Annotated in this window: 18 protein-coding genes, 1 tRNA gene and 1 pseudogene; 9 read left to right on the plus strand and 11 right to left on the minus strand. The window is 63.5% G+C overall.

Features of this window, described 5'->3' with window-relative positions:
• From ACREXZ_RS08885 to ACREXZ_RS08900, 4 genes and pseudogenes are all read left to right on the plus strand, one after another.
• Positions 1-271: hypothetical protein (locus ACREXZ_RS08885; RefSeq protein ID WP_431763691.1), on the plus strand; the 271-nt coding region annotated here is incomplete at its 5' end.
• A 4-nt stretch (positions 272-275) separates the two neighbouring features.
• Positions 276-992, plus strand: a complete 717-nt coding sequence (locus ACREXZ_RS08890; protein ID WP_431763692.1) for an aspartate/glutamate racemase family protein — start codon at positions 276-278, stop codon at positions 990-992.
• A gap of 234 nt (positions 993-1,226) precedes the next feature.
• Complete coding sequence (locus tag ACREXZ_RS08895; RefSeq protein ID WP_431763693.1) at positions 1,227-2,294, plus strand: hypothetical protein; 1,068 nt, start codon at positions 1,227-1,229, stop codon at positions 2,292-2,294.
• A gap of 146 nt (positions 2,295-2,440) precedes the next feature.
• Positions 2,441-2,629, plus strand: a pseudogene (locus tag ACREXZ_RS08900) (aspartate/glutamate racemase family protein); the annotation flags it as partial.
• Between the two features lie 61 nt (positions 2,630-2,690).
• Here ACREXZ_RS08900 and ACREXZ_RS08905 read toward each other — a convergent pair.
• A tRNA-Met gene (locus tag ACREXZ_RS08905) sits at positions 2,691-2,767 on the minus strand.
• A gap of 181 nt (positions 2,768-2,948) precedes the next feature.
• On the opposite strand from ACREXZ_RS08905, the gene xth reads away from it, so the two are divergent.
• A complete protein-coding gene (xth, locus tag ACREXZ_RS08910) occupies positions 2,949-3,725 on the plus strand; it encodes an exodeoxyribonuclease III (RefSeq protein WP_431763694.1) in 777 nt (258 codons plus the stop codon).
• 52 nt (positions 3,726-3,777) lie between these two features.
• Here the strand turns inward: xth and ntrC are convergent, their stop codons facing one another.
• The 3 genes from ntrC to glnA form a co-directional block, all read right to left on the minus strand.
• Positions 3,778-5,310 carry a nitrogen regulation protein NR(I) gene (gene ntrC, locus ACREXZ_RS08915; protein ID WP_431763695.1) on the minus strand — a complete coding sequence of 511 codons (1,533 nt, stop codon included), beginning with the start codon at positions 5,308-5,310 and terminating at the stop codon, positions 3,778-3,780.
• Positions 5,311-5,343: 33 nt separating this feature from the next.
• Complete coding sequence (glnL, locus tag ACREXZ_RS08920; protein ID WP_431763696.1) at positions 5,344-6,486, minus strand: nitrogen regulation protein NR(II); 1,143 nt, start codon at positions 6,484-6,486, stop codon at positions 5,344-5,346.
• Between the two features lie 163 nt (positions 6,487-6,649).
• On the minus strand, positions 6,650-8,065 hold the full coding sequence (glnA, locus tag ACREXZ_RS08925; RefSeq protein WP_431763697.1) for a type I glutamate--ammonia ligase: 1,416 nt from the start codon (positions 8,063-8,065) through the stop codon (positions 6,650-6,652).
• Between the two features lie 469 nt (positions 8,066-8,534).
• Here glnA and ACREXZ_RS08930 point away from each other — a divergent pair, with 469 nt between their 5' ends.
• Positions 8,535-8,999 carry a rhodanese-like domain-containing protein gene (locus ACREXZ_RS08930; protein WP_431763698.1) on the plus strand — a complete coding sequence of 155 codons (465 nt, stop codon included), beginning with the start codon at positions 8,535-8,537 and terminating at the stop codon, positions 8,997-8,999.
• A gap of 112 nt (positions 9,000-9,111) precedes the next feature.
• Here the strand turns inward: ACREXZ_RS08930 and ACREXZ_RS08935 are convergent, their stop codons facing one another.
• The 5 genes from ACREXZ_RS08935 to hrpA form a co-directional block, all read right to left on the minus strand.
• Positions 9,112-9,957 carry a competence/damage-inducible protein A gene (locus ACREXZ_RS08935; RefSeq protein ID WP_431763699.1) on the minus strand — a complete coding sequence of 282 codons (846 nt, stop codon included), beginning with the start codon at positions 9,955-9,957 and terminating at the stop codon, positions 9,112-9,114.
• Positions 9,958-9,976: 19 nt separating this feature from the next.
• Positions 9,977-10,804: an EI24 domain-containing protein gene (locus ACREXZ_RS08940; protein WP_431763700.1), complete on the minus strand. Its 828-nt coding sequence runs from the start codon at positions 10,802-10,804 to the stop codon at positions 9,977-9,979.
• Positions 10,805-10,986: 182 nt separating this feature from the next.
• A complete protein-coding gene (locus ACREXZ_RS08945) occupies positions 10,987-11,994 on the minus strand; it encodes a sterol desaturase family protein (protein ID WP_431763955.1) in 1,008 nt (335 codons plus the stop codon).
• Between the two features lie 70 nt (positions 11,995-12,064).
• Entirely contained in the window at positions 12,065-13,087 is a 1,023-nt protein-coding gene (locus ACREXZ_RS08950) for a beta-propeller fold lactonase family protein (protein ID WP_431763701.1), read from the minus strand.
• 88 nt (positions 13,088-13,175) lie between these two features.
• Positions 13,176-17,372 carry an ATP-dependent RNA helicase HrpA gene (hrpA, locus tag ACREXZ_RS08955; protein WP_431763702.1) on the minus strand — a complete coding sequence of 1,399 codons (4,197 nt, stop codon included), beginning with the start codon at positions 17,370-17,372 and terminating at the stop codon, positions 13,176-13,178.
• A gap of 23 nt (positions 17,373-17,395) precedes the next feature.
• On the opposite strand from hrpA, the gene argA reads away from it, so the two are divergent.
• Both argA and ACREXZ_RS08965 read left to right on the plus strand, forming a co-directional pair.
• Entirely contained in the window at positions 17,396-18,784 is a 1,389-nt protein-coding gene (gene argA / locus ACREXZ_RS08960) for an amino-acid N-acetyltransferase (protein ID WP_431763703.1), read from the plus strand.
• A gap of 50 nt (positions 18,785-18,834) precedes the next feature.
• Positions 18,835-19,110, plus strand: coding sequence for an oxidative damage protection protein (locus ACREXZ_RS08965; protein ID WP_431763704.1), 276 nt, complete (start codon positions 18,835-18,837; stop codon positions 19,108-19,110).
• A gap of 272 nt (positions 19,111-19,382) precedes the next feature.
• Here the strand turns inward: ACREXZ_RS08965 and ACREXZ_RS08970 are convergent, their stop codons facing one another.
• Complete coding sequence (locus ACREXZ_RS08970) at positions 19,383-19,580, minus strand: hypothetical protein (RefSeq protein ID WP_431763705.1); 198 nt, start codon at positions 19,578-19,580, stop codon at positions 19,383-19,385.
• A gap of 219 nt (positions 19,581-19,799) precedes the next feature.
• Between ACREXZ_RS08970 and proP the strand changes: the two genes are divergently transcribed.
• Entirely contained in the window at positions 19,800-21,275 is a 1,476-nt protein-coding gene (gene proP / locus ACREXZ_RS08975) for a glycine betaine/L-proline transporter ProP (protein WP_431763706.1), read from the plus strand.
• 99 nt (positions 21,276-21,374) lie between these two features.
• Here the strand turns inward: proP and ACREXZ_RS08980 are convergent, their stop codons facing one another.
• The gene (locus ACREXZ_RS08980; protein WP_431763707.1) at positions 21,375-21,854 is read right to left on the minus strand and encodes a metallophosphoesterase family protein; all 480 of its coding nucleotides are present in this window, start codon (positions 21,852-21,854) and stop codon (positions 21,375-21,377) included.
• Positions 21,855-21,922: the final 68 nt, after the last annotated feature.

Consider the following 21,922-nt stretch of genomic DNA (forward strand, 5'->3'; position numbering starts at 1 on the left):
GCTCGCAGGCAAACCATTCTTCAAACTGGCTCCACGTCTGCGGATAGTCCTGCCCGGCAATCGGCGTATGCTGGTTCTCGCTCACGCCGCTATCATGGCTCAGGTGGAGCTAAATGGACAGCCCTTACAAAAACACAGTTATTTTGACAAGAATCGGATGCCTGTTTGTGTTCTCTTTCGGGATATCCGTATCGGTGGCACGCGCGCGATCCGTACCGCCGTGCGGCGTTGCACGGGTTCTATACTGGCCGGCAACGACATCGCAAGGTGAATGGATGAAAACGATTGGGGTGATCGGCGGGATGAGCTGGGAGTCGTCCGCCGAGTATTACCGGCTGCTGAACCGCTACGCGAAAGCGCGCCTCGGCGGCCACCACAACGCGCGCAGCGTGATGGTGACGGTGGATTTCGCCGTGGTCGAGGCCGACCAGCGCGCCGGCGACTGGGTATCGCTCGGCCGTCAGATGGCGGATGCGGCACGGCAACTCGAACGCGGCGGCGCCGATCTCGTGATGCTCGCGACCAACACGATGCACCGCGTCCACGAATCGATCGAACAGGCGATCAAGGTGCCGTTCCTGCACATCGCCGATCCGACCGGCGCGGCATTGCGGAGCGCGGGCATCGAGCGCGTTGGTCTGCTCGGCACGCGCTACACGATGGAGCAGCAATTCTATGTCGGTCGCCTGCGCGAACGTCACGGGCTCGACACCGTCATCCCCGATGAAGACGAACGCGCGGACGTGCACCGGATCATCTACGACGAGCTGTGCCACGGCAGGATCGACGCGCAATCGCGCGACATCTATCGACGTGTGATCGGCCGGCTCGCCGAACGCGGCGCGCAGGCAGTGATACTGGGCTGCACTGAAATCACGCTGCTGATCAAACCGGAAGATTCGACGCTGCCGGTGTTCGACACGACGGCGCTGCATGCGCAGGAGGCGGTCGACTGGGCGATCAAGGAGGACACCGTCACGCCGCGTACCTGAGTAACGCACGCGCAAATGAAAAAGCCCACATGGCTTGTACCATGCTGGTTTCTTTTCATGTTTGGTTGCGGGGACAGGATTTGTTATTTGTAGGTGCAGGATGCTACCGCATAGCTCGGTACCGAAGAGGCGCCGCAGCAAAAGACCGGACGATTTTAAGATAGACTGCGCACGACGACTTCCAGCGACTTCCAGCGACTGCTGGGACAAAAAAGAGAACCCGAGGGACATTTGATGCTGAAGAGTTCACTCAAATCATTCGGCCGGCCGATTTGGAACCGACTACGCACGAGAATCGGCTCGGAAGTCGACCAACGCGTAAATGGAGCAGTTGCGCGACTTGCTCCCGCGGAGAAGCGCATAGCAGCGCTCGAAGCCCAACTGCGCGCCCTCGCACTGCGTACCCAGGTTCTGGAGAATGCGGAAGCCCTTCTGACGAAGCAGGGCGTTGCCAACCTGATCCAGGAGCATATTTTTATCCCTAATGCGCCGGTCACAGGCAATGACGCGCCGTTCATGCAGTATTCGACGTGCAGTGCCGCAGACATGATGCATCCGCGTTACGCTGAGATATGCCGCATGATCGCGCTGCCGCCAATGTATCAACGCAAGTTTTGGGAGTGGGCGTACATCATCCATCATCTGCACAGCGCTGGGGCGCTCGCGGAAGGAAAGCGCGGCCTTGGCTTCGGCGTCGGACAGGAACGGCTACCGGCGCTGTTTGCGAAGCTTGGATGCGAAATCGTGGCGACCGATGCGCCGCCGGAGATCGGGGTGTCGAGCGGATGGTCGACAACCGGTCAGCACAGCGCAGCGCTGTCGGAGCTGAAGTTCCCGGCCGTCGTGGACGATGCGGTGTTCGACGCAAAGGTATCACATCGTTTTTGCGACATGAACTTGATCGACAGCAGCCTGACGGGCTTTGACTTCACATGGTCGTCGTGCTGCTTCGAGCACCTCGGAAGTCTGGAGGCAGGTTTGCAGTTCGTGATTAACAGTGTCGAGAAGACGCTCAAACCCGGCGGCATCGCGGTACATACCACGGAATACAATCTCTCGTCGAACGACGAGACGGTCACGGATGGTCCCACGGTGATCTATCGCCGCCGCGATATGGAAGATCTGGTTTCTCGTCTACTTGCACGCGGGCATGAAGTCCAGCCGTTCATCATCGCTCCCCATGCGCACGCCCTTGATTTCCACGTCGACGCGCCGCCCTACACCAACAATCCGCATCTGAAACTAAGATTGCTGGGGCATACGACGACGTCGGTCGGCATCTTTGTACGCCGCACGGCCTAATGCCAGCGGATGGCGTAAATCGCACCACTCGCCGTGCATGTACTGGTCGTGAAGTTCTGCGTCGAAACCAGACAGACGGTTGTCGTGGCTGAAATATTCAGGTTGACTGGTGGAGTATGCACAATAGAACCGCTACTCGCTGCGCCGATACAAGACACGAATCGCGCGACATCTATCGACGTGTGATCGACCGGCTCGCCGAACGCGGCGCGCAGGCAGTGATACTGGGCTGCACGGAAATCACGCTGCTGATCAAACCGGAAGATTCGACGCTGCCGGTGTTCGACACGACGGCGCTGCATGCGCAGGCGGCGGTCGATTGGGCGATCGCATAATGTGAGCACAGCAAATGAAAAAGCCCGCATGGCTTGCACCATACGGGCTTCTTTTCATTCTTGGTTGCGGGGACAGGATTTGAACCTGTGACCTTCGGGTTATGAGCCCGACGAGCTGCCAGACTGCTCCACCCCGCGTCAGAGGAAGCGAATTATACTGACGCATGCAGCATGCGTCAAACGAATCCGCCGATTATTTTTCGTGCGACAAACGATCGCGCACGGCGCGCCACGTACGAGCAACGCGCGAGCGATGTATTAGCGACACGCAAGGTTCGCGGTAAGATTCGTGCAGCCAGATTCAAACCGGGAAACGCCGATGAAGTTAGCCACGTGGAACGTGAATTCGCTCAAGGTCCGTCAGCAACACGTGATCGACTGGCTCGAAACCAGTCAGACCGACGTGCTGTGTCTGCAGGAACTCAAGATGCCCGACGAGAAATTTCCGCGCACCGAGTTCGAAGCGAAGGGTTACCGCAGCTGGTTCGCGGGACAGAAGACCTACAACGGCGTCGCCATTCTCGTGCGCGACGCACTCAACGTGGACGACGTCACCGTCGTGCGCAACATACCGGGCTTCGAAGATCCGCAGCAGCGCGTGATCGCCGCGACAATCGAAGGCGTGCGCGTAATCTCCGCGTATTTCCCGAATGGCCAGGCGCCGGGCACCGAGAAATTCGCCTACAAGCTGCGCTGGCTCGAAGCGCTGCACGTATGGATCGAAAAAGAACTCGCCGAATATCCAAAGCTCGCGCTGCTCGGCGACTACAACATCGCGCCCGACGATCGCGACGTGCACGATCCGCAAGCCTGGGAAGGACAGAATCTGGTTTCGCCGGAAGAGCGCGCCGCGTTCACGGGGCTCATCGCGCTGGGGCTCGTCGACGCGTTCCGTCTGTTCGAGCAGCCCGAGAAAACCTTCTCGTGGTGGGACTACCGGATGCTCGCGTTCCGCCGCAACGCGGGGGTACGCATCGATCACATCCTGCTGTCGAAACCGCTCGTCGCGAGCTGCACGTTCTGCGACATCGACAAGACGCCGCGCAAATGGGACCAGCCGTCCGATCACGCGCCGGTCGTCGCGCAGCTCGATTGATGTACATCACGTAGGCCTGTGCGCATACCGCATGCGCGCGGGCCCTTGATCATCACGACTCCAGATGCAGCTCCTGGATCTTGCGTGTGATCGTATTGCGGCCGATGCCCAGTCGCTCAGCGGCCTCGACCTTGCGGCCGCGCGTGAAGTCGAGCGCTTCGCGAATCACCGCCGCTTCAAATCGGCGCGACAGTTCATCCATCACGTCAGCCGAGTTCTCGCGCAGCAGCCGCGCTACCTCGGTACGCAAACCGTTCTCCCATATGCTGGCCGGCGTCGGCGCGGGGATGCCGGTGCCGCCCATCAGCGGCGTGCCGATCAGGCCGTTCGGCACAGCCACACCCGGCGCAGCGATGCCCACGATCCCCGCGGACACACCGCTCGCCCCCTCGCCTGCACCGAGACCGCCGCTGTCGGCGACGCCCGCGCTGCCCGGCACGAGATCGGGCGGCAGATCCTTGATCTCGATCGTCTGCGCGGGCGCCATCACAGTCAGCCAGTTCGCGAGATTCTCTAGCTGGCGCACGTTGCCCGGAAACGTCAGCGACGTCAGATAGGCGAGCGCGTCATCCGACACACGCTTCGGCTCAACGCCGAGATCGCGTGCGCTCTTCTGCAGAAAGTGCCGCGTGAGCAGCGGAATGTCCTCGCTGCGCTCGCGCAGTGCGGGCAGCCGCAGACGAATCACGTTGAGCCGGTGATACAGATCCTCGCGGAACAGCCCCTGACGCACGCGCGATTCGAGATTCTGGTGCGTGGCCGCGATCACCCGTACGTTGGCGCGCAGCGGGTTGTGTCCGCCGACGCGATAGAACTGCCCATCGGACAGCACACGCAACAGACGCGTCTGCAGATCGAACGGCATGTCGCCGATTTCATCGAGAAACAGCGTGCCGTTCTCCGCCTGTTCGAAGCGGCCCTGACGCATCGCCTGCGCGCCGGTGAACGCGCCGCGCTCGTGGCCGAACAGTTCGGATTCCAGCAGATCCTTCGGAATCGCCGCGGTGTTCAGCGCGATGAACGGTCCGTTCGCGCGTGGGCTATGTCGGTGCAGCGCACGTGCAACCAGTTCCTTGCCGCTACCCGATTCGCCAGTGATGAGCACGGTCGCCGCCGAATGCGACAGCCGGCCGATCGCGCGGAACATGTCCTGCATCGCAGGGGCCTGGCCGAGCATCTCCGGCGCATCGGCGACGCGGTCGTCCCATGTGTGTTCGCCGCGCACGCTCTCGTCGACGGCGCGGCGGATCAGTTCGACGGCTTTATCGACGTCGAACGGCTTCGCGAGATATTCGAATGCCCCGCCCTGAAACGCGGCAACTGCGCTGTCGAGATCGGAGAACGCCGTCATGATGATGACCGGCAAACCCGGCACCTTCTCGCGTACCGTCTGCAACAGTTCGAGCCCGGAACCACCCGGCATCCGGATGTCGGATACCAGCACCTGCGGGCTGTCGTGGTCGAGCGCGCCGGCCGCCTCGCGAACGTTCGCGAAGCTGCGCGTCGCGAAATTTTCGCGTGCAAGGGCCTTTTCGAGCACCCAGCGGATCGATTGATCGTCGTCTACTATCCAGATCGGCTTCATATAGGTCGTTCAGAAGGCTTAAGAGGCGTGGTCCTAGCAGTCGAGCGGCAGCAGGATCTGAAACTCGGTGTGTCCCGGTCGGCTTTCCACTTCGATCAGTCCGTCGTGCTGCTGCACGAAAGTCTGCGCGAGCGTGAGGCCGAGACCGCTGCCGTCATCGCGCCCGGACACGAGCGGATAGAAAATGCGGTCGCGAATGTCGCTCGGGATACCCGGGCCGTTGTCGATGATATGCAAGTCCAGTGCCAGCTTGCAGATGCGCTTCGCAATCGTCACCTTGCGCGCAACGCGCGTGCGCAACTCGATGCGCGCGTCGCCCTGCGAGATGCGTTCGCGCAATGCCTCGGCCGCGTTGCGGACGATGTTCAGCAGCGCCTGGATCAGTTGTTCCTTGTCGCCGCGCAGGTCGGGCACGCTCACGTCGTAGTCACGCTCGATCGTGAGACCGCGCGGAAATTCCGCCATGATCACGGCGCGCACGCGTTCGCACACTTCGTGAATGTTCACGTCGCCGACGATGTGCGGATGACGGTGCGGCTCCAGCAGACGGTCCACCAGCGTCTGCAGCCGGTCCGACTCCTTGATGACAACCTGTGTGTATTCGCGCAGTTCGTCGCGCTCACGCGCGCCGAGTTCGAATTCGAGCAGTTGCGCCGCGCCGCGAATGCCACCGAGCGGATTCTTGATCTCGTGCGCGAGATTGCGGATCAACTGCTTGTTGACCGCGGTCAGATCCTGAATGCGCTCTTCGCGATCCGTGCGCATGTGACGCTCGTTCTCGAAGAGTTCGAGCAGCACGTAGTCGGGTGCGCTATCGAGAAAACCGACGATCGCATGCGCGTGCAGCGGCTCGTGCCCAGGGCGTTCAAGCACCGTGTCGAGATGCGTCGCATGGAAACGATGAGCGGCAATCGACGCAATCGTTTCCATCAAATCATCGGAGCTCGTAAAAATATCGGTCCATGCCATCTGTCTGAGTTGCCGCCTCGACAGTTCGAGCATCGCTTCCGCCGACGGATTCGCAAACGCGACCCGCAGCGTGCGCTTTTCGAGGACGAGAACGACCGTCGGCAATGCTTCGAACCCGGGCAGCAGGCCCGAGTCGACCAGTTGCGGATCATCGGACAGCGCGTCCGCATGTCCCTTTCTCGCCTTGATCAGATTCTTCAGAACCATCGTTCAGTCTGGCCGGTATGAGACAGTGAGGTGAATCAACAAACTGACTGCGGCTCGCGAGGCCGTAACAAAAAAGGGGACGGCGCCGCCGTCCCCTTCGTTACCGATCGCGAGCGTCAGGCGCGCGCTTCGCTGCAGGTCGCAGACGAAGCGCCATCGCCGCTTACAGCGAGTAGTACAGTTCGAACTCGACCGGGTGCGTGGTCATCCGCACGCGTTGCAGTTCGGCTTCCTTCAACTCCAGGTACGCGTCGATCATCGCGTCGGTGAACACACCGCCGCGCGTCAGGAACTCGCGATCCTTGTCGAGCGCGTCGAGCGCCTGATCGAGGCCGGCACACACGGTCGGGATCTTTGCATCCTCTTCCGGCGGCAGGTCGTACAGGTTCTTGTCAGCGGCTTCGCCCGGGTGAATCTTGTTCTGCACGCCGTCGAGACCCGCCATCATCAGCGCCGAGAAGCACAGGTACGGATTCGCCATCGGATCCGGGAAGCGCGTTTCGATGCGGCGGCCCTTCGGACTCGACACGTGCGGAATCCGGATCGATGCCGAACGGTTGCGCGCCGAGTAAGCGAGCTTCACCGGTGCTTCGAAGTGCGGCACGAGACGCTTGTACGAGTTCGTCGTCGGGTTCGTGATGCCGTTCAGCGCGCGAGCATGCTTGATGATGCCGCCGATGTAGAACAGCGCGAATTCCGACAGGCCCGCATAGCCGTTGCCTGCGAACAGGTTCTGGCCATCCTTCCAGATCGACTGGTGAACGTGCATGCCCGAACCGTTGTCGCCGACCACCGGCTTCGGCATGAACGTCGCCGTCTTGCCGTACGTGTGCGCGACGTTGTGGACGATGTACTTCAATTGCTGCGTCCAGTCGGCGCGCTGCACCAGCGTCGAGAACTTGGTGCCGATTTCGTTCTGGCCCATGCCACCGACTTCGTGGTGGTGCACTTCGACCGGGATGCCGATCTGTTCGAGCAGCAGGCACATTTCCGAGCGAATGTCCTGGAACGAATCGACCGGCGCGACCGGGAAGTAGCCGCCCTTCGTACCCGGACGGTGACCCGTGTTGCCGCCTTCGAATTCCTTGCCCGACGACCACGGTGCTTCTTCCGAGCCGATCTTCACGAAGCAGCCCGACATGTCCGTGTTCCACTGGACCGAGTCGAAAATGAAGAATTCCGGTTCCGGACCGAAGTACGCGGTGTCACCGAGACCCGAGCTCTTCAGATACGCTTCAGCGCGCTTCGCGAGCGAGCGCGGATCGCGCTCGTAGCCCTTGCCGTCTGCCGGTTCGACGACGTCGCAGGTCAGCACGAGCGTCGATTCTTCGTAGAACGGGTCGATGAACGCGGTGTCCGCGTCCGGCACGAGCAGCATGTCCGAAGCTTCGATGCCCTTCCAGCCTGCAATCGACGAACCATCGAAAGCATGGCCGCTTTCAAACTTGTCTTCGCCGAATGCCGACACCGGCACCGAAACGTGTTGCTCCTTGCCGCGCGTGTCGGTGAAACGGAAGTCGACAAACTTGACGTCCTCGTCTTTGACGAGTTGGATGACGTCGGCCACGGATTTACTCATAACCTATCTCCTGATTAACGAATTCGGCGGATCGAGCCGCCGCCCAAATCTAGCTGACCCGTCCGGGCCCGTCCACCCGATCCTGCAGGCAGAACGAAAAACCGGCGATCGAATCGATCGGCACCAATAAAGCAGCTTCCATGCCACACATGCGCCAAAGCGGCGCAATCCTTTTGCCGGCGCGCGTCCGCAGGGAATCGAGCGGACCCTCGCGGCGGCTTTGCCCAGGCGCCCGGCGCACTCCGGCACTATAGCGGTGCATTCGTAAGTCATGCGCCAACTTCGGACGCAGAATTGGTGCATTCCGCCCATTTTGCACCGATGCGGCGCATTCGACTCGCTGTTTCAATCGCGCCCTGCTGCCGCGCGATGCGGCCCGCGCAACACTCTCCGTCCGGCACGTTCCGTAATCGCTACGCGCAGGCGCCGCACGCTAGAATGATTTTTTGGCCCAAGGAGAATCGCCGTCATGAGCACGCTCGAACAGTTGTACGCCCAGGCGGATAAGCGCCGCGTCGAAAACCAGTTGCCGTATGCAGGCGCCGTGTCGCCTGCCGAAGCCTTCGAGCTGCTTCAGCTCGACCCGCAGACCCGGCTCGTCGACGTCCGCACGCGCGCCGAACTCGACTGGGTCGGCCGGCCGGTGATCGGCGACGGCCAGTATGCGCATGTCGAGTGGACGCGCTATCCGGGCGGCGTGCCGAATCAGGAATTCATCGAACAGCTTCGCCAGGTCGTGTCCGCCGATGCACCCGTGCTGCTGCTGTGCCGCAGCGCCGCGCGCTCGAAGCTCGCCGCGATCGCGGCCACGCAGGCCGGCTTCACCCACGCGTTCGATCTGCTGGAAGGGTTCGAGGGCGACAAGGACGGCCAGGGGCACCGCAAGATGGTTTCCGGATGGTGCTTCCGCGGACTGCCGTGGATCGGCGCCTGAGTTCGCTTACGTATATCTGGGACTATCGTCGGCACCGGACATGACACGTCGATGATGCGCGCCATACAGCGATGACAAAATGCCTCCGCGCCGACGGAGGTCGAACTCAGCTTCAGTTGCGCGATTTATCGGTTCCCGCAGTGGACACATCCGCGGCAAGCTCGACGATATCCCCGCCGAGCAGATGCACCCCTTCGCGCAGCTTCACAAAGGCTGCAGCAACAGCTTCGGGCTCGCCCTTCACGCCGAGATCGATGTGCCGGCGCGCGTAGATGCCGCCGCGCTCCGCATCGCCGACGCTCGGCAAGCTGAACACTCTTACGCCCGGAAAATCGGTTTCGATCTTTTCCATCAGCGGCGTCAGCGTGGATTCGGGCAACTCGAACACGAGCAGCGATTTCTCCGCGTGCGGCGTCGCGTGATGCAGATCCGCGTAGCGGGAATCCAGCACCCACTCGATCATCGGCCACGCCATCACCGGAAAGCCCGGCACGAAATGATGGTCACCGACCGAGAAGCCGGGAATCTTGTTGTAGCCGTTCGGAATGATCGATGCGCCGCGCGGAAACGTGCCCATGTTCAAACGATGACGATTGTCCGGCGTGTCGAGATCGACGGGGGTCGGCGAATTCGCCGGATGCATCTCGCGGATCCGCTGCTGGATCAGTACCGCTGCATCCGGATGCAGTTCGAGCGGCACGCCGAGCGCGGTGGCCGCGCACTGGCGCGTGTGATCGTCCGGCGTCGCACCGATACCGCCCGTCGAAAACACAATGTCTCCCGACGCGAACGTCCGGCGCAGCGTCGCGACGATGCGTTCAGGATCGTCGCCGACGTACTCGGCCCACGCGAGTTCGAGGCCGCGCGCGCCGAGCAGTTCGATGACCTTCGCCAGATGCTTGTCGGTACGCCTGCCCGACAGGATTTCGTCGCCGATGATGATGACGCCAAATGCCATTGCGGCCTCTCGATAAAAGTCAGTAGGGAGTCACCGCCGTGCGCGCGCCCTGCTCGTCCGCGCGCATGCGTTGCAGCGCGCGCAGGCAGTAGTAGCCGAACCAGAGCGCCGAGAACACGAGGATGAACGCGTAGATCCAGATGGTCACGGCGGTGATGACCGGAAACAGCACGATCAGCCAGACCGACGACGCCCACAGCAGCGTCGGCAGCGAACCGAGCAGCCCGCTCGCGACGCCGATCAGCAGCAGCGGCAGGCGATACCGCCGCACCAGCGCGCGCCGTTCGTCGACGCTCGCATGCAGCGCAAGCGCGTCGTAAGTCATCACGCGATATGTGAGCCAACCCCACAGCAGCGGCGGGATCAACGCGAAGAACGGCGGCACCAGCCATAACGGCAGCGTGATCACCAGCAGGACGAGACAGATCGCCGTCGTCCACAGCGAATGCACGAGGCTACCGTACCACGTTCCACCGCGCCGCATCTCGAGGCTCGCGAACTGCCGCGCTGACAGATGGCGGACCACGGCGGGCATCGACAACGTCGCGATCAGCAGCAGCACCGTCACGACGATCAACGGGATCGCGACCGCGATCACGATGAACGGTGCGATCACTGCATGCAGCGACGAAAACCCCAGCCAGCCGAACAGGTTATACAGCGTCGTCGTGAACGCCCAGCCTTCGAGCCACGTGCGCGTCGCGCCGGTCAGCGTCTGCCAGAAGAACCACAGGATCAGGCCCCACCCGATCGTAGCTGCGGCGAACGGCATGAAGGTCAGCCAGAGCATGCGCGGATGAAGCGCACTCGTCAGCGCGCGCCCGAACGAGCGCAACAGGTCATTCATGCGAGCCAGTGCCGGTGAGTGAAGCGGTCAGGAGAAAAGGAATCGGAACGGTCATCGGGACAGGATAAACCAGTCGCGATGACGTCGGTAGCGGGCCGGTTGGCCAAGATAGGGGCAAGCCCCGTGAGTGCGCTGGAAAGGAAAGCAACCCTGCCCGCAGACAGGCAAGGCAAGAGCACCGCTCAAACCGCCGCGGCATCCTCGCCGGGCGCGCCTGGTGTTCTGCGCTTCGGCGCGAGCCGCTTCGCGATGCGACCGAACGCGAGCCAGTGCTGCGCCCAGAAACCGTCACCGTACGAGCGCCCGTCGAGCTGGTCGCGAATGCCGGTTGGCTCCATTTCGCGGCTCCATGACACGCTGCGGAACAACATGTCCCACCAAGGGAACAGCACGCCGAAGTTGCAGCCGTACTTCAGCCCTTCGTGGCCATAGCCGATCGCATGATGCCGACGATGGAACGTCGGGCTGACGAGCAACCGTTCGCCGAGCCAGCCGAAGTACATCCGGATGTTGGCATGCTGCACGCTCTGTGCGAGATTCGTGATCGCGACCAGCACGACGAACTGCGCCGGCGGCACGCCGATGAACAGCGCGATCAGCGCGAAGAAGCTCGCCTGCAGCATATCGTCGAGCAGATGGTTGCGGTCGTCGGCCCACAGCGACATCTGCCGCTGGCTGTGATGCACCGCGTGCAGTTCCCACCAGATGCCCACGCGATGCTGCCAGCGGTGATACCAGTAGCCGGCGAAATCGAGTATCAGCAGATAGATCGCGAACGTGACGAGCGGCTGCGTGGTCACGCCGGGCCACAGATTGTCGATCTCGATGTTCGCGATATTGCGCAGCCGCAGCCAGCCCTGCACGTTATCGAAGAACGGCTGCAGCGCGAAGAAGAAAAAGAGGTTCAGGATGCCGAGCTTCGCGATCCACGTGTAGATCACGTCGACCCGCACGGCCTTGCGGTTGTCCCAGTGCTCGACCGGGCGCAGCGCCTCGAGCGGCCGCAGCACCGCATACATCGCCAGTACTTCGAGCACGCCGACGATCACCCAGTACAGGCTGTCGTACGTGTCCTCGTCGTAGTCCATCAGATCGAAGCGGTACAGCAGCGGCTGCACGATATCCACGTACAGCGCGGTCTGCACCGTGGAAACGAGGCTGTCGAGAGCGGAGAAGATCAGATGGAACATGGTGCCGGTCACGCTTCACACGTCGTGCCGGTCCGCATGCGGACCGGCGTTGCTGTCACAACCGTCGCCGTTACGCGCCGTTCGGCGCGGTGACCGGTGCGCGGTCGAAGAAATAGATGCCGTGCGGCGAACGGCCGACGGCGATCGTCTGGATCAGCTTGCGCGTCGTCAGGTCGATGATGCCGACGTGCTTCGCGAAGCGGAACGTTACCCATAGATACCGTTTGTCCGCTGACAGTTCCATGTCGTCGGGCCCCGGCATCAATCCAGTGATGTCGCCGACGTTGGTCAGCGTCTCTTCATCGATGATGCTGATCGTGCTCGCCACCCGGTTCGACACGGCGACGTGTCGCCCATCCGCGAGCGAGCGGAAGTTGTGTGCGCCCTTGCCGGTCGGGATCGTCTTCACGATCTTCTGGTTCTTCCAGTCGACCACCGCGACGTAATCCGCGCCTGTCATGCCGACGAGCAGGTACTTCTCGCCCGGCGTCATCCACAGCCCGGCCGGCACCTTGCCGACCTTCATCTTCCATTTGACTGTCTGTGTAGGCAGATCGATAGCCGCGAGTTCGCCCGATACCTGCAGCGTGACGAATACCGTCTTGCTGTCGTTCGTGAACGCCATGTGGCTCGGCATCACCGCGAGCGGCAGACGCTTCACTAGCGTCAGATCGTGACCGTCGTAGTGATAGATGTCGATCCGGTCGAGCCGCAGCCCGGTCGTGACGAGCCATTTACGGTCGGGGGAGAAACCGAGTTGATACGGATCCTCGATGTTTTCGATCCAGCGTTGCGGCTTGCCGGTTTTCGGATCGACGAACAGCAGATTGTTCGACACCGAATTCGCGACGATCAACGACGAGTTGTCGGGCGTCGCCATCAAGTGGTGCGGTTCCTTGCCGGTCGGCACAGTCTCGACGACCTGTCGCGTGGTCTCGTCGATCAGACTCAGCGTGGCTTCGCCGGAATTGAGCACGATCACGTTGTTCGCGTGGACTGCCGGGGAGAAGAAACCTGCTGCGGCGACCAATGCCGCGCCTGCTGCGAACGTGCTAGTCAAATGGTTAAAGCGGCGAAGGAAAAATTTGCGCATGAAGTGTCACATCGAAGAACAGGCGTCATTGTAGAACGTTTGCCGGCGCGCGCGGTTGACGCAGATCGACCGCGCGCGCCGAATCCGTTCAACGCTGCATCGATTCCCAGACCTTCGCGAGCCGCTTGACCGACACCGGCATCGGCGTGCGTAACTCCTGCGCAAATAGCGAAATGCGCAGTTCCTCGAGCAGCCAGCGGAATTCGGTCAGACGCGGATCGGCGACGCCACCGCGCTGCGCGAGCGCGCGCTGATAGTGCTGCGCGAGCGGCTGGAATTCCGCCGACTGCCGGGCGTCGCGTGCCGAATCCGCTTTCAGCTTGTCGATGCGCAGCGCGATGCCCTTCAGATAGCGCGGAAAATGCGCGAGCTGCGCATACGGCGTATCGACGACAAAACGCTTACCGACCAGCGCATCGAGCTGGTTCTGCAGATCCGCATGTGCGGCCGCGAACGGCTTCGCCTGCAGCAGCTTTTTCGTCGCCGCTGCGTAGTCGCCGAGAATCTGTCCGACGAGCCGCGCGATCTCCTGCGCGAGCAGCGTGAGCCGCCCCTTGCCTTCGTCGCGGCGTGCGTGAAAGCTCGCGTCGTCGTCGGGCAGCGGCTCCTGCAGGCACGCGCGATCGAGCGCGACGTCGATCAGCTGATCGCGCAATTCTTCCTGCGTGCCGCGCGGCATGAACTGCATCGCCATTTCGCGCACCCCCGGCAGGTTCTTCTCCAGATAGCGGATCGGCTCGCGCAACTGCAGCGCGAACAGCCGCCGCAGCCCCGCGCGATGAATCCGCGCGGCTTCGTCCGGCGAATCGAATACTTCGACGTCGCAGTGCGTGCCGCGATCGACGAGCGCCGGATAGCCGAACAGCGTCTGCCCGCCGCGACGGATTTCGAGCAGATCGGGCAGCTTGCCGAAATTCCACGTCGTGAGGTTTTCGTACAGCGCGGTCGTGGGTGTGGATGCGGCGCCCGCTTCGCGCTGGGTGTGTGGCGCCGGTGTCGCTTTGCCGCGTACCGCATCGCTACTTTGTGTAGAGGTCTGCGGAGCCGCACTCGTGTCGCCCGACGCATCATCAAGCGCGACCCCCGCCGCGATCTTCTGGAATTGCTGCTGCGCCTGGCCGCCCAGTTCCGCGCGCAACTGCGCGAGATTGCGGCCCATCGCGAGCTGCCGCCCGTGCTCGTCGATCACCTTGAAGTTCATGAACAGGTGCGCGGCCAGCGTCTCGAGCTTGAAGTCCGCCTGCCGGACGGCCACCTGCGTCTGCTCGCGGATGTCCGCAATCAGCGTCTCCAGCAAACCACCAGCACCGAAACGCGGACCGGCCGTGCGCTCGACGAACCCTGCCGCGTACTCCGGCAGCGGCACGCAGTGGCGGCGCAGCTTCTGCGGCAACGACTTCAGCAGCAGTTGCGTCTTCTCCTTGAGCATGCCCGGCACGAGCCATTCGCAGCGCCGCGCGTCGACCTGGTTCAGCGCATACAGCGGCACCGCGAGCGTCACGCCGTCGCGCGGCGTGCCCGGCTCGAAGTGATAGGTGAGCGCCATCTCGACGCCGGACATCGTCATCCGCTTCGGGAACAGATCGGTCGTGACGCCGGCGGCCTCGTGGCGCATCAGGTCGTCGCGCGACAGATACAGCAGCCGCAGCCGCTCGTCCGGCTGGCCGCTCTTTTTCACCTCGTCGCGATACCAGCGCTCGAACGACGCGCCGGTATGGATGCCCTGCGGAATCGCCTGATCGTAGAACGCGAAGATCAGTTCGTCGTCGACCAGCACGTCCTGGCGACGCGACTTGTGCTCGAGCTGCTCGATGTCGGCAAACAGCTTGCGGTTATGCGCGAAGAACCCGAGCTTCGTGTCGAACTCGCCTTCGACCAGCGCGCCGCGGATAAACAGTTCGCGCGCCCGCGCCGGATCCTGGCGGCCGAACGCGACGCGTCGCCGGTTGTACACCGTCAGCCCATACAGCACTGCCCGCTCGAACGCCGACACCTGCGCCGCGCGCTTTTCCCAGTGCGGCTCGGACAGCGATTTCTTCAACAGATGCGCGCCCACTCGCTCGATCCACTCCGGCTCGATCTTCGCGATACAGCGCGCGTACAGCCGGCTCGTCTCGACCAGTTCGGCGGCGATCACCCAGCGCCCCGCCTTCTTGACGAGCGCCGAGCCCGGCCACAGGAAGAACTTGATGCCGCGCGCGCCCAGATAGTGCGGCTCGTCGTCGGCTTTCAGACCGATGTTGCCGAGCAGCCCGGTCAACAACGCGAGATGGATCTGCTCGAACGTCGCTTCGCTTTCGTTCAGCCGCCAGCCATGCTCGCGCACCACCGTCAGCAGTTGCGAATGGACGTCGCGCCATTCGCGCAACCGCAGATGCGACAGAAAATTCGCGCGGCACGCGTCGGCAAGCTGGCGATTCGACTTCTTGTGCTCGACCGCTTCCGCGAACCACGCCCAGATTTTCAGCCACTGCAGAAATTCGGAGCGCTCGTCGGCGAAACGCCGGTGCGCCTGGTCGGCCTGCTCCTGCGCTTCGATCGGGCGGTCGCGCGGATCCTGCACCGACAGCGCGCTCGCGATGATCAGCACTTCACTCAACGCCTGCTGGTCGCGCGCGGCCAGAATCATCCGGCCGACCCGCGGATCGAGCGGCAGTCTTGCCAGTTCGCGGCCGAGCGGCGTCAGCGCGTTGTCGTCGTCGACGGCGCCCAGTTCGTTCAGCAACTGATAGCCGTCGGCGATCGCGCGGCCCGGCGGCGGCTCGATGAACGGAAACGTTTCGATGCCGGTGAGATGCAGCGACTTCATCCGCAGAATCACCGACGCGAGCGACGAACGCAGGATCTCGGGGTCTGTGAAGCGCACGCGCGACTGATAGTCGGTCTCTTCATACAGGCGGATGCAGATGCCGTCCGCGACGCGCCCGCAGCGACCCGCGCGCTGGTTCGCGGCGGCCTGCGAAATCGACTCGACCTGCAACTGCTCGACCTTGTTGCGGTACGAGTAGCGCTTCACACGCGCGAGCCCCGTATCGACGACGTAGCGGATGCCCGGCACCGTCAGCGAGGTTTCGGCGACGTTCGTCGCGAGCACGATGCGGCGCGCGTTCGACGGACGGAACACGCGCTCCTGCTCGGCGGCCGACAGTCGCGCGAACAGCGGCAGGATGTCGGTGTGCGGCGGATGGTGCTTGCGCAGCGCTTCGGCGGCATCGCGGATCTCGCGCTCGCCGGGCAGGAACACGAGCACGTCGCCCGGGCCTTCGCGGCACAGCTCGTCGACCGCATCGACGATCGCTTCCATCAAATCGCGATCTCGGCCGGCGCCGCTTCTCGGGCGGTCGCGTCCGCTCGTCCCTTCGGCAGCCTTCACCGCCGGGCTGTCCTCCGCGACCGGCCGATAGCGCATCTCGACCGGATACAGCCGCCCGCTCACCTCGATCACCGGCGCCGGCCGCTCATCGCTGCCGAAATGCCGCGCGAAGCGATCCGCGTCGATCGTCGCCGACGTGACGATCACCTTCAGGTCGGGCCGCTTCGGCAGGATTTCTTTCAGATAGCCGAGCAGGAAATCGATATTCAGGCTGCGCTCGTGCGCCTCGTCGATGATCAGCGTGTCGTACGCGTTCAGCAGCGGATCGGTCTGCGTTTCGGCGAGCAGGATGCCGTCGGTCATCAGTTTGACCGACGCGCCCGGCGCGAGATTGTCCGTGAAGCGCACCTTATAGCCGACCACTTCGCCGAACGGCGTGCCGAGTTCCTCGGCGATCCGCCGGCCGGTCGCCGACGCCGCGATCCGCCGCGGCTGCGTGTGGCCGATCAACCCGGTGCCGCCAGCGCCGAGACCGCGCCCAAGCGACAGACAGATTTTCGGCAGCTGCGTCGTCTTGCCCGAGCCGGTCTCGCCGCAGACGATCACCACCTGATGCGCGACGATCGCGCGGGCGATCTCTTCGCGCCGGCCGGACACGGGCAGCGCTTCGGGAAACGTGATCGGCGGAACGGGATTCGGTACGACGATCCGCGCGGCGCGCGGGGCGCCGCGATTCGGGCGCTCGCCACGGTCATTACGGCCGCTCTCGCCGCGCGCACCATCACGGCGCGCCGGCGGTGCAGACGGTAAAGACGGCGCGGAAGATGCGGAGGGTCCGGACGGCGTTGGCATGCGCTGCTTGTCGCGCGCTGCCGGCGCCGTGTCGCGGCGAGGCTGCGCCGGTTTGTCTTGCCCGGCGCCCGACGCATTTTTTGCGTTCGGCGAGGCGGGACTTTTGGGTACATTCGACATGGGGGCGCATTATAATCCCGGGCATGAATTCCCAAACCGACCTCGTCCCCACGCCCGCGAGCGCGCCGGCCACGTCCGCCGCTCCGGAATCCGACTCGCAGCATGCGCAGTTCGTCGACTGGATGCGTTCGGTCGCCCCCTACATTCACGAGTTCCGCAACAAGACGTTCGTCGTCGGGTTCGGCGGCGAAGTGGTGCATCAGGGCCTCTTGAGCGCGCTCGTCTCCGACATCGCGCTGCTGCAGGCCATGGGCATCCAGATCGTGCTGGTGCACGGCTCGCGTCCGCAGGTCGAGGAGCAGATGAGCCTGCACGGCGTCGAGTCCGAGTTTTCGCACGGCATGCGCATCACCGACGCGCGCGCGCTCGAATCCGCGAAGGAAGCGGCCGGCGAAGTGCGTCTCGACATCGAAGCCGCGATCAGCCAGGGGCTGCCGAACACGCCGATGGCGCACGCGCACATCAACGTCGTGTCGGGCAACTTCGTGACGGCGCGGCCGGTCGGCATTCTCGACGGGGTCGACTTCGCGCACACGGGCGTCGTGCGCAAGATCGACGCGGAATCGATCCGCCACTCGCTCGCTAGCCGCAAGCTGGTGCTGCTGTCGCCGCTCGGTTTCTCGCCCACCGGCGAAGCATTCAACCTGTCGATGGAAGACGTCGCATCCGCCGCCGCCATCGCGCTGCGCGCCGACAAGATCGTGTTCCTCACCGAAACGCCGGGCCTGATGCAGGATGGCGAAGGCGGCACCGAACTGGTCCGCGAACTGTCGCTCGACGACGCCTACAAGCTGCACGAAAGCGGCGAGGTCACCGGTGACGCCGGCTTCTATCTGAAACACTCGATCCGCGCGTGCCGCGGCGGCGTCGCACGGGCGCACATCATTCCTTATGCGCTCGACGGCAGCCTGCTGCTCGAACTGTTCCTGCACGATGGCGTTGGTACGATGATCTCGTACGAGAATCTCGAAAGCCTGCGCGAAGCGACGCCGGACGACGTCGGCGGCATCCTGACGCTGATCGAACCACTCGAAACCGACGGCACGCTCGTGCGGCGCGGGCGTCACCAGATCGAACGCGACATCGACCACTTCTCGGTGATCGAACACGATGCGGTGCTGTTCGGCTGCGCGGCGCTGTATCCGTACCCGCAGGAGCGTATCGGCGAAATGGCTTGCCTGACCGTCGCGCCCGAAGCGCAGGGCTCCGGCGACGGCGAGCGCCTGCTGAAGCGCATCGAGCAGCGCGCCCGGGCGCGCGGCCTCACGCGCATCTTCGTGCTGACGACGCGCACCGAACACTGGTTCCTTAAACGCGGCTTCGTGAAGGCAACGGTCGACGACCTGCCGGAAGATCGCCGCCGCCTCTATAACTGGCAGCGCAAGTCGCTCGTGCTGATGAAGCAGCTCTGAGCACTCACAATAACGACTGCCGCCCCACCCCGTTACAGGAGAAGCACAGAATGGCCCGTATGGTTCAATGCGCGAAGCTCGGCAAGGAAGCCGAAGGTCTCGATTTCCCGCCGCTGCCGGGCGAACTCGGCAAGCGGATCTACGAGAGTATTTCGAAGGAAGCCTGGCAGGCATGGCTCAAGCAGCAGACCATGCTGATCAACGAGAATCGCCTGAACATGGCCGATCCGCGCGCGCGCCAGTACCTGCTCAAGCAGACCGAGAAGTTCTTCTTCGGCGAAGGCGCCGATCAGGCGTCGGGCTACGTGCCGCCGTCGCAGAGCTGAGACAGGGTATTCGGGCGGGTTTTTCAGACCGTCCGGTCCCGACGATCCGCGCCGCGTGCGCGGATTTTTTTCGCCTTTTTGCGCGCCTTTTTGCATTATCCAGGGCGTCGCCGCGCGCTGACTGAACCGGACCGGCCGATCCGCCGGAATCCCCCGTCATACAAGGGCTGAGCGCCTGCCCACCCCCTCCCGCCACGCCCCACGTTTGCACGATCCTCTGTCATCGTGCTATCATGTGCATCGTTTCAACAGCAATTCACCTTCATTCGCGTTCAATTCGCGGCGAGGTTGCGCGCCTGGCGCAGGTCCTTCAAGGTCGTTCCCAGGCAGCGTCGCCCGTCACGGGTCGGATAGTTTTTTATACAAGAAGGCTTGTCGGTTGCCCGCGGCGTGAGCTGCGATTCATCACCGGCCTTTTTCGTTTCCAGCCTTTCATTGGCGCAGGCCGAAGTGCCCGCGTCGTCCTGCATCTGCCCCCCTTCCACGGCCACGCAGATGCAACCCAGTCAGCACCTCAAACGAGTGCAATTTCGCGACGGCCTGCGCGATGCGGCGGCGTCGGCGTTTTTCTTCGCCATTCCGTGGCTCGCTGGCTTCATGCCATCGTCCGCTCGCGAAACTGCACTTTCCCGGCAACCGTGGCCCGGCGCTCGCGTCCGGCCGCAGTCATTGGAAAGGGAGTTCCAACCTTGACCGTATCCAGCAACGGCAACAGCATCTTGCGGCGTCGCAGGCAGGACGACCGCCTCACCCTCGACGACATCACCGTCGTCGATAAATCCCTCCTGAAGCGCGCAGTCGGCGCGATGGCACTCGGCAACGCGATGGAATGGTTTGACTTCGGCGTGTACAGCTACATCGCCGTGACGCTCGGCCACGTGTTCTTCCCATCGAGCAGCCCGTCCGCGCAGCTGATCGCGACGTTCGGCACGTTCGCGGCCGCGTTCCTCGTGCGCCCGATCGGCGGGATGGTGTTCGGACCGCTCGGCGATCGTATCGGCCGACAACGCGTGCTCGCGATGACGATGATCATGATGGCGTGCGGCACGTTCGCGATCGGCCTGATTCCGTCGTATGACTCGATCGGCATTCTCGCGCCGGTGTTGCTGCTGGTCGCGCGGCTCGTGCAGGGCTTCTCGACCGGCGGCGAATACGGCGGCGCGGCGACCTTCATCGCCGAGTTCTCGACCGACAAACGGCGTGGCTTCATGGGCAGCTTTCTCGAGTTCGGCACACTGATCGGCTACGTGCTCGGCGCGGGCACGGTCGCGCTGCTGACAGCCGCGCTGTCGAACGATGCGCTGCTGTCGTGGGGCTGGCGCGTGCCGTTCCTGATCGCGGGGCCGCTCGGTCTGGTCGGCCTGTACATCCGGCTGAAGCTCGAGGAAACGCCCGCGTTCAAGAAGGAGGCCGACGCGCGCGAAGCGGACGAGAAAGCGCATGCACCCCAGCCGCTCCGCGAACTGCTCGCGCAGCAGTGGAAGCCGCTGCTGCTGTGCGTGGGTCTCGTGCTGATCTTCAACGTGACCGATTACATGGCGCTGTCGTATCTGCCGAGCTATCTGTCGGCGACGCTGCACTTCGACGAAACGCATGGCCTCTTCCTCGTGCTGCTCGTGATGGTACTGATGATGCCGATGACGCTCTACGCGGGACATCTGTCGGACCGCGTCGGCCGCAAACCGGTGATGCTCGCGGGCTGCGTCGGCCTGCTCGCGCTGTCGATTCCCGCGCTGCTGCTGATCCGCACCGGCGACACGCTGCCGGTGTTTGGCGGCTTGCTGATACTCGGCGTGCTGCTGTCGTGCTTCACCGGCGTGATGCCGTCCGCGCTGCCCGCGCTGTTCCCGACGCGCATCCGCTACGGCGCGCTCGCGATCGGCTTCAACATCTCGGTGTCGGTGTTCGGCGGGACGACGCCGCTCGTCACCGCGTGGCTCGTCGACACGACCGGCAATCTGATGATGCCGGCGTACTACCTGATGGGCGCGTCGCTGATTGGCATCGCATCGGTGTTCGCGCTGCGCGAAACCGCCCGCAAGCCGCTGCCGGGCTCAGGCCCGAGCGTCGCGACGCATGCGGAAGCGCATGCGGTGCTGCGCGGTCATCGCGAGGCGGAGGAAATGGACGACGCGTATGAAGCGGAGGCGACTGCGCGCGCGTAAGCGGATATACGCATAGGACATGCAGCGGGCCGGCGTTGAGGTGCAACTCAATGCCGGCCCGTTTTGCGTTCTATCGAGCGTTGCGCGTCGAACCGCCGTTCACACCGCCAGCGTATGCAACGTCGCCGTCGCATGCGCGCCCGATATCTCGAGTATCCCGACCGATACCGGCAGCTTGAAGCGCCGCGGTCCCGCGCTGCCCGGATTGACGAACAGCACGCCGTCGCGCATATCGACGAGCGGCTTGTGCGAATGCCCGGTCACCACGACGCCGATGCCGTCTCGAAGCAGAGCACCGGTCACGTCGGCGATGTCGTGCACGACGAGGATCGTCACCTGCTGGATAGTCAGCGTCGTGTGCGTGGGCAATGCATGCGCCCATGCACCCGTGTCGTTGTTGCCGCGAACGACAGTGAGCGGCGCAAGTGCGGCGAGCGCATCGAGCACCGCGGGCTCGCAGATATCGCCGGCATGCACGATCGCGTCGCAGCCGGCAAGCTGCGCGAGCGCTTCGGGACGCACGAGGTTATGCGTGTCGGAAATCAGACCGATGCGGGACGGTGGCGTGCGGGCGGACATGGCTGGATCGACAGTGGCATCGAGAAATCGGGCGAGTGGTTGAACATCGAACTAAACGAGAAACGCAG

Origin of the sequence: Paraburkholderia sp., assembly GCF_050742655.1 — a bacterium.
Lineage (GTDB): Bacteria > Pseudomonadota > Gammaproteobacteria > Burkholderiales > Burkholderiaceae > Paraburkholderia.

Excerpts from the sequence above, each read along its gene's own strand:
- ACREXZ_RS08890 (WP_431763692.1), top strand. The coding sequence starts at position 276 with ATGAAAACGATTGGGGTGATCGGCGGGATGAGCTGGGAGTCGTCCGCC.
- ACREXZ_RS08895 (WP_431763693.1), top strand. The coding sequence starts at position 1,227 with ATGCTGAAGAGTTCACTCAAATCATTCGGCCGGCCGATTTGGAACCGA.
- xth (WP_431763694.1), top strand. The coding sequence starts at position 2,949 with ATGAAGTTAGCCACGTGGAACGTGAATTCGCTCAAGGTCCGTCAGCAA.
- ntrC (WP_431763695.1), bottom strand. The coding sequence starts at position 5,310 with ATGAAGCCGATCTGGATAGTAGACGACGATCAATCGATCCGCTGGGTG.
- glnL (WP_431763696.1), bottom strand. The coding sequence starts at position 6,486 with ATGGTTCTGAAGAATCTGATCAAGGCGAGAAAGGGACATGCGGACGCG.
- glnA (WP_431763697.1), bottom strand. The coding sequence starts at position 8,065 with ATGAGTAAATCCGTGGCCGACGTCATCCAACTCGTCAAAGACGAGGAC.
- ACREXZ_RS08930 (WP_431763698.1), top strand. The coding sequence starts at position 8,535 with ATGAGCACGCTCGAACAGTTGTACGCCCAGGCGGATAAGCGCCGCGTC.
- ACREXZ_RS08935 (WP_431763699.1), bottom strand. The coding sequence starts at position 9,957 with ATGGCATTTGGCGTCATCATCATCGGCGACGAAATCCTGTCGGGCAGG.
- ACREXZ_RS08940 (WP_431763700.1), bottom strand. The coding sequence starts at position 10,804 with ATGAATGACCTGTTGCGCTCGTTCGGGCGCGCGCTGACGAGTGCGCTT.
- ACREXZ_RS08945 (WP_431763955.1), bottom strand. The coding sequence starts at position 11,994 with ATGTTCCATCTGATCTTCTCCGCTCTCGACAGCCTCGTTTCCACGGTG.
- ACREXZ_RS08950 (WP_431763701.1), bottom strand. The coding sequence starts at position 13,087 with ATGCGCAAATTTTTCCTTCGCCGCTTTAACCATTTGACTAGCACGTTC.
- hrpA (WP_431763702.1), bottom strand. The coding sequence starts at position 17,372 with ATGTCGAATGTACCCAAAAGTCCCGCCTCGCCGAACGCAAAAAATGCG.
- argA (WP_431763703.1), top strand. The coding sequence starts at position 17,396 with ATGAATTCCCAAACCGACCTCGTCCCCACGCCCGCGAGCGCGCCGGCC.
- ACREXZ_RS08965 (WP_431763704.1), top strand. The coding sequence starts at position 18,835 with ATGGCCCGTATGGTTCAATGCGCGAAGCTCGGCAAGGAAGCCGAAGGT.
- ACREXZ_RS08970 (WP_431763705.1), bottom strand. The coding sequence starts at position 19,580 with ATGCAGGACGACGCGGGCACTTCGGCCTGCGCCAATGAAAGGCTGGAA.
- ACREXZ_RS08980 (WP_431763707.1), bottom strand. The coding sequence starts at position 21,854 with ATGTCCGCCCGCACGCCACCGTCCCGCATCGGTCTGATTTCCGACACG.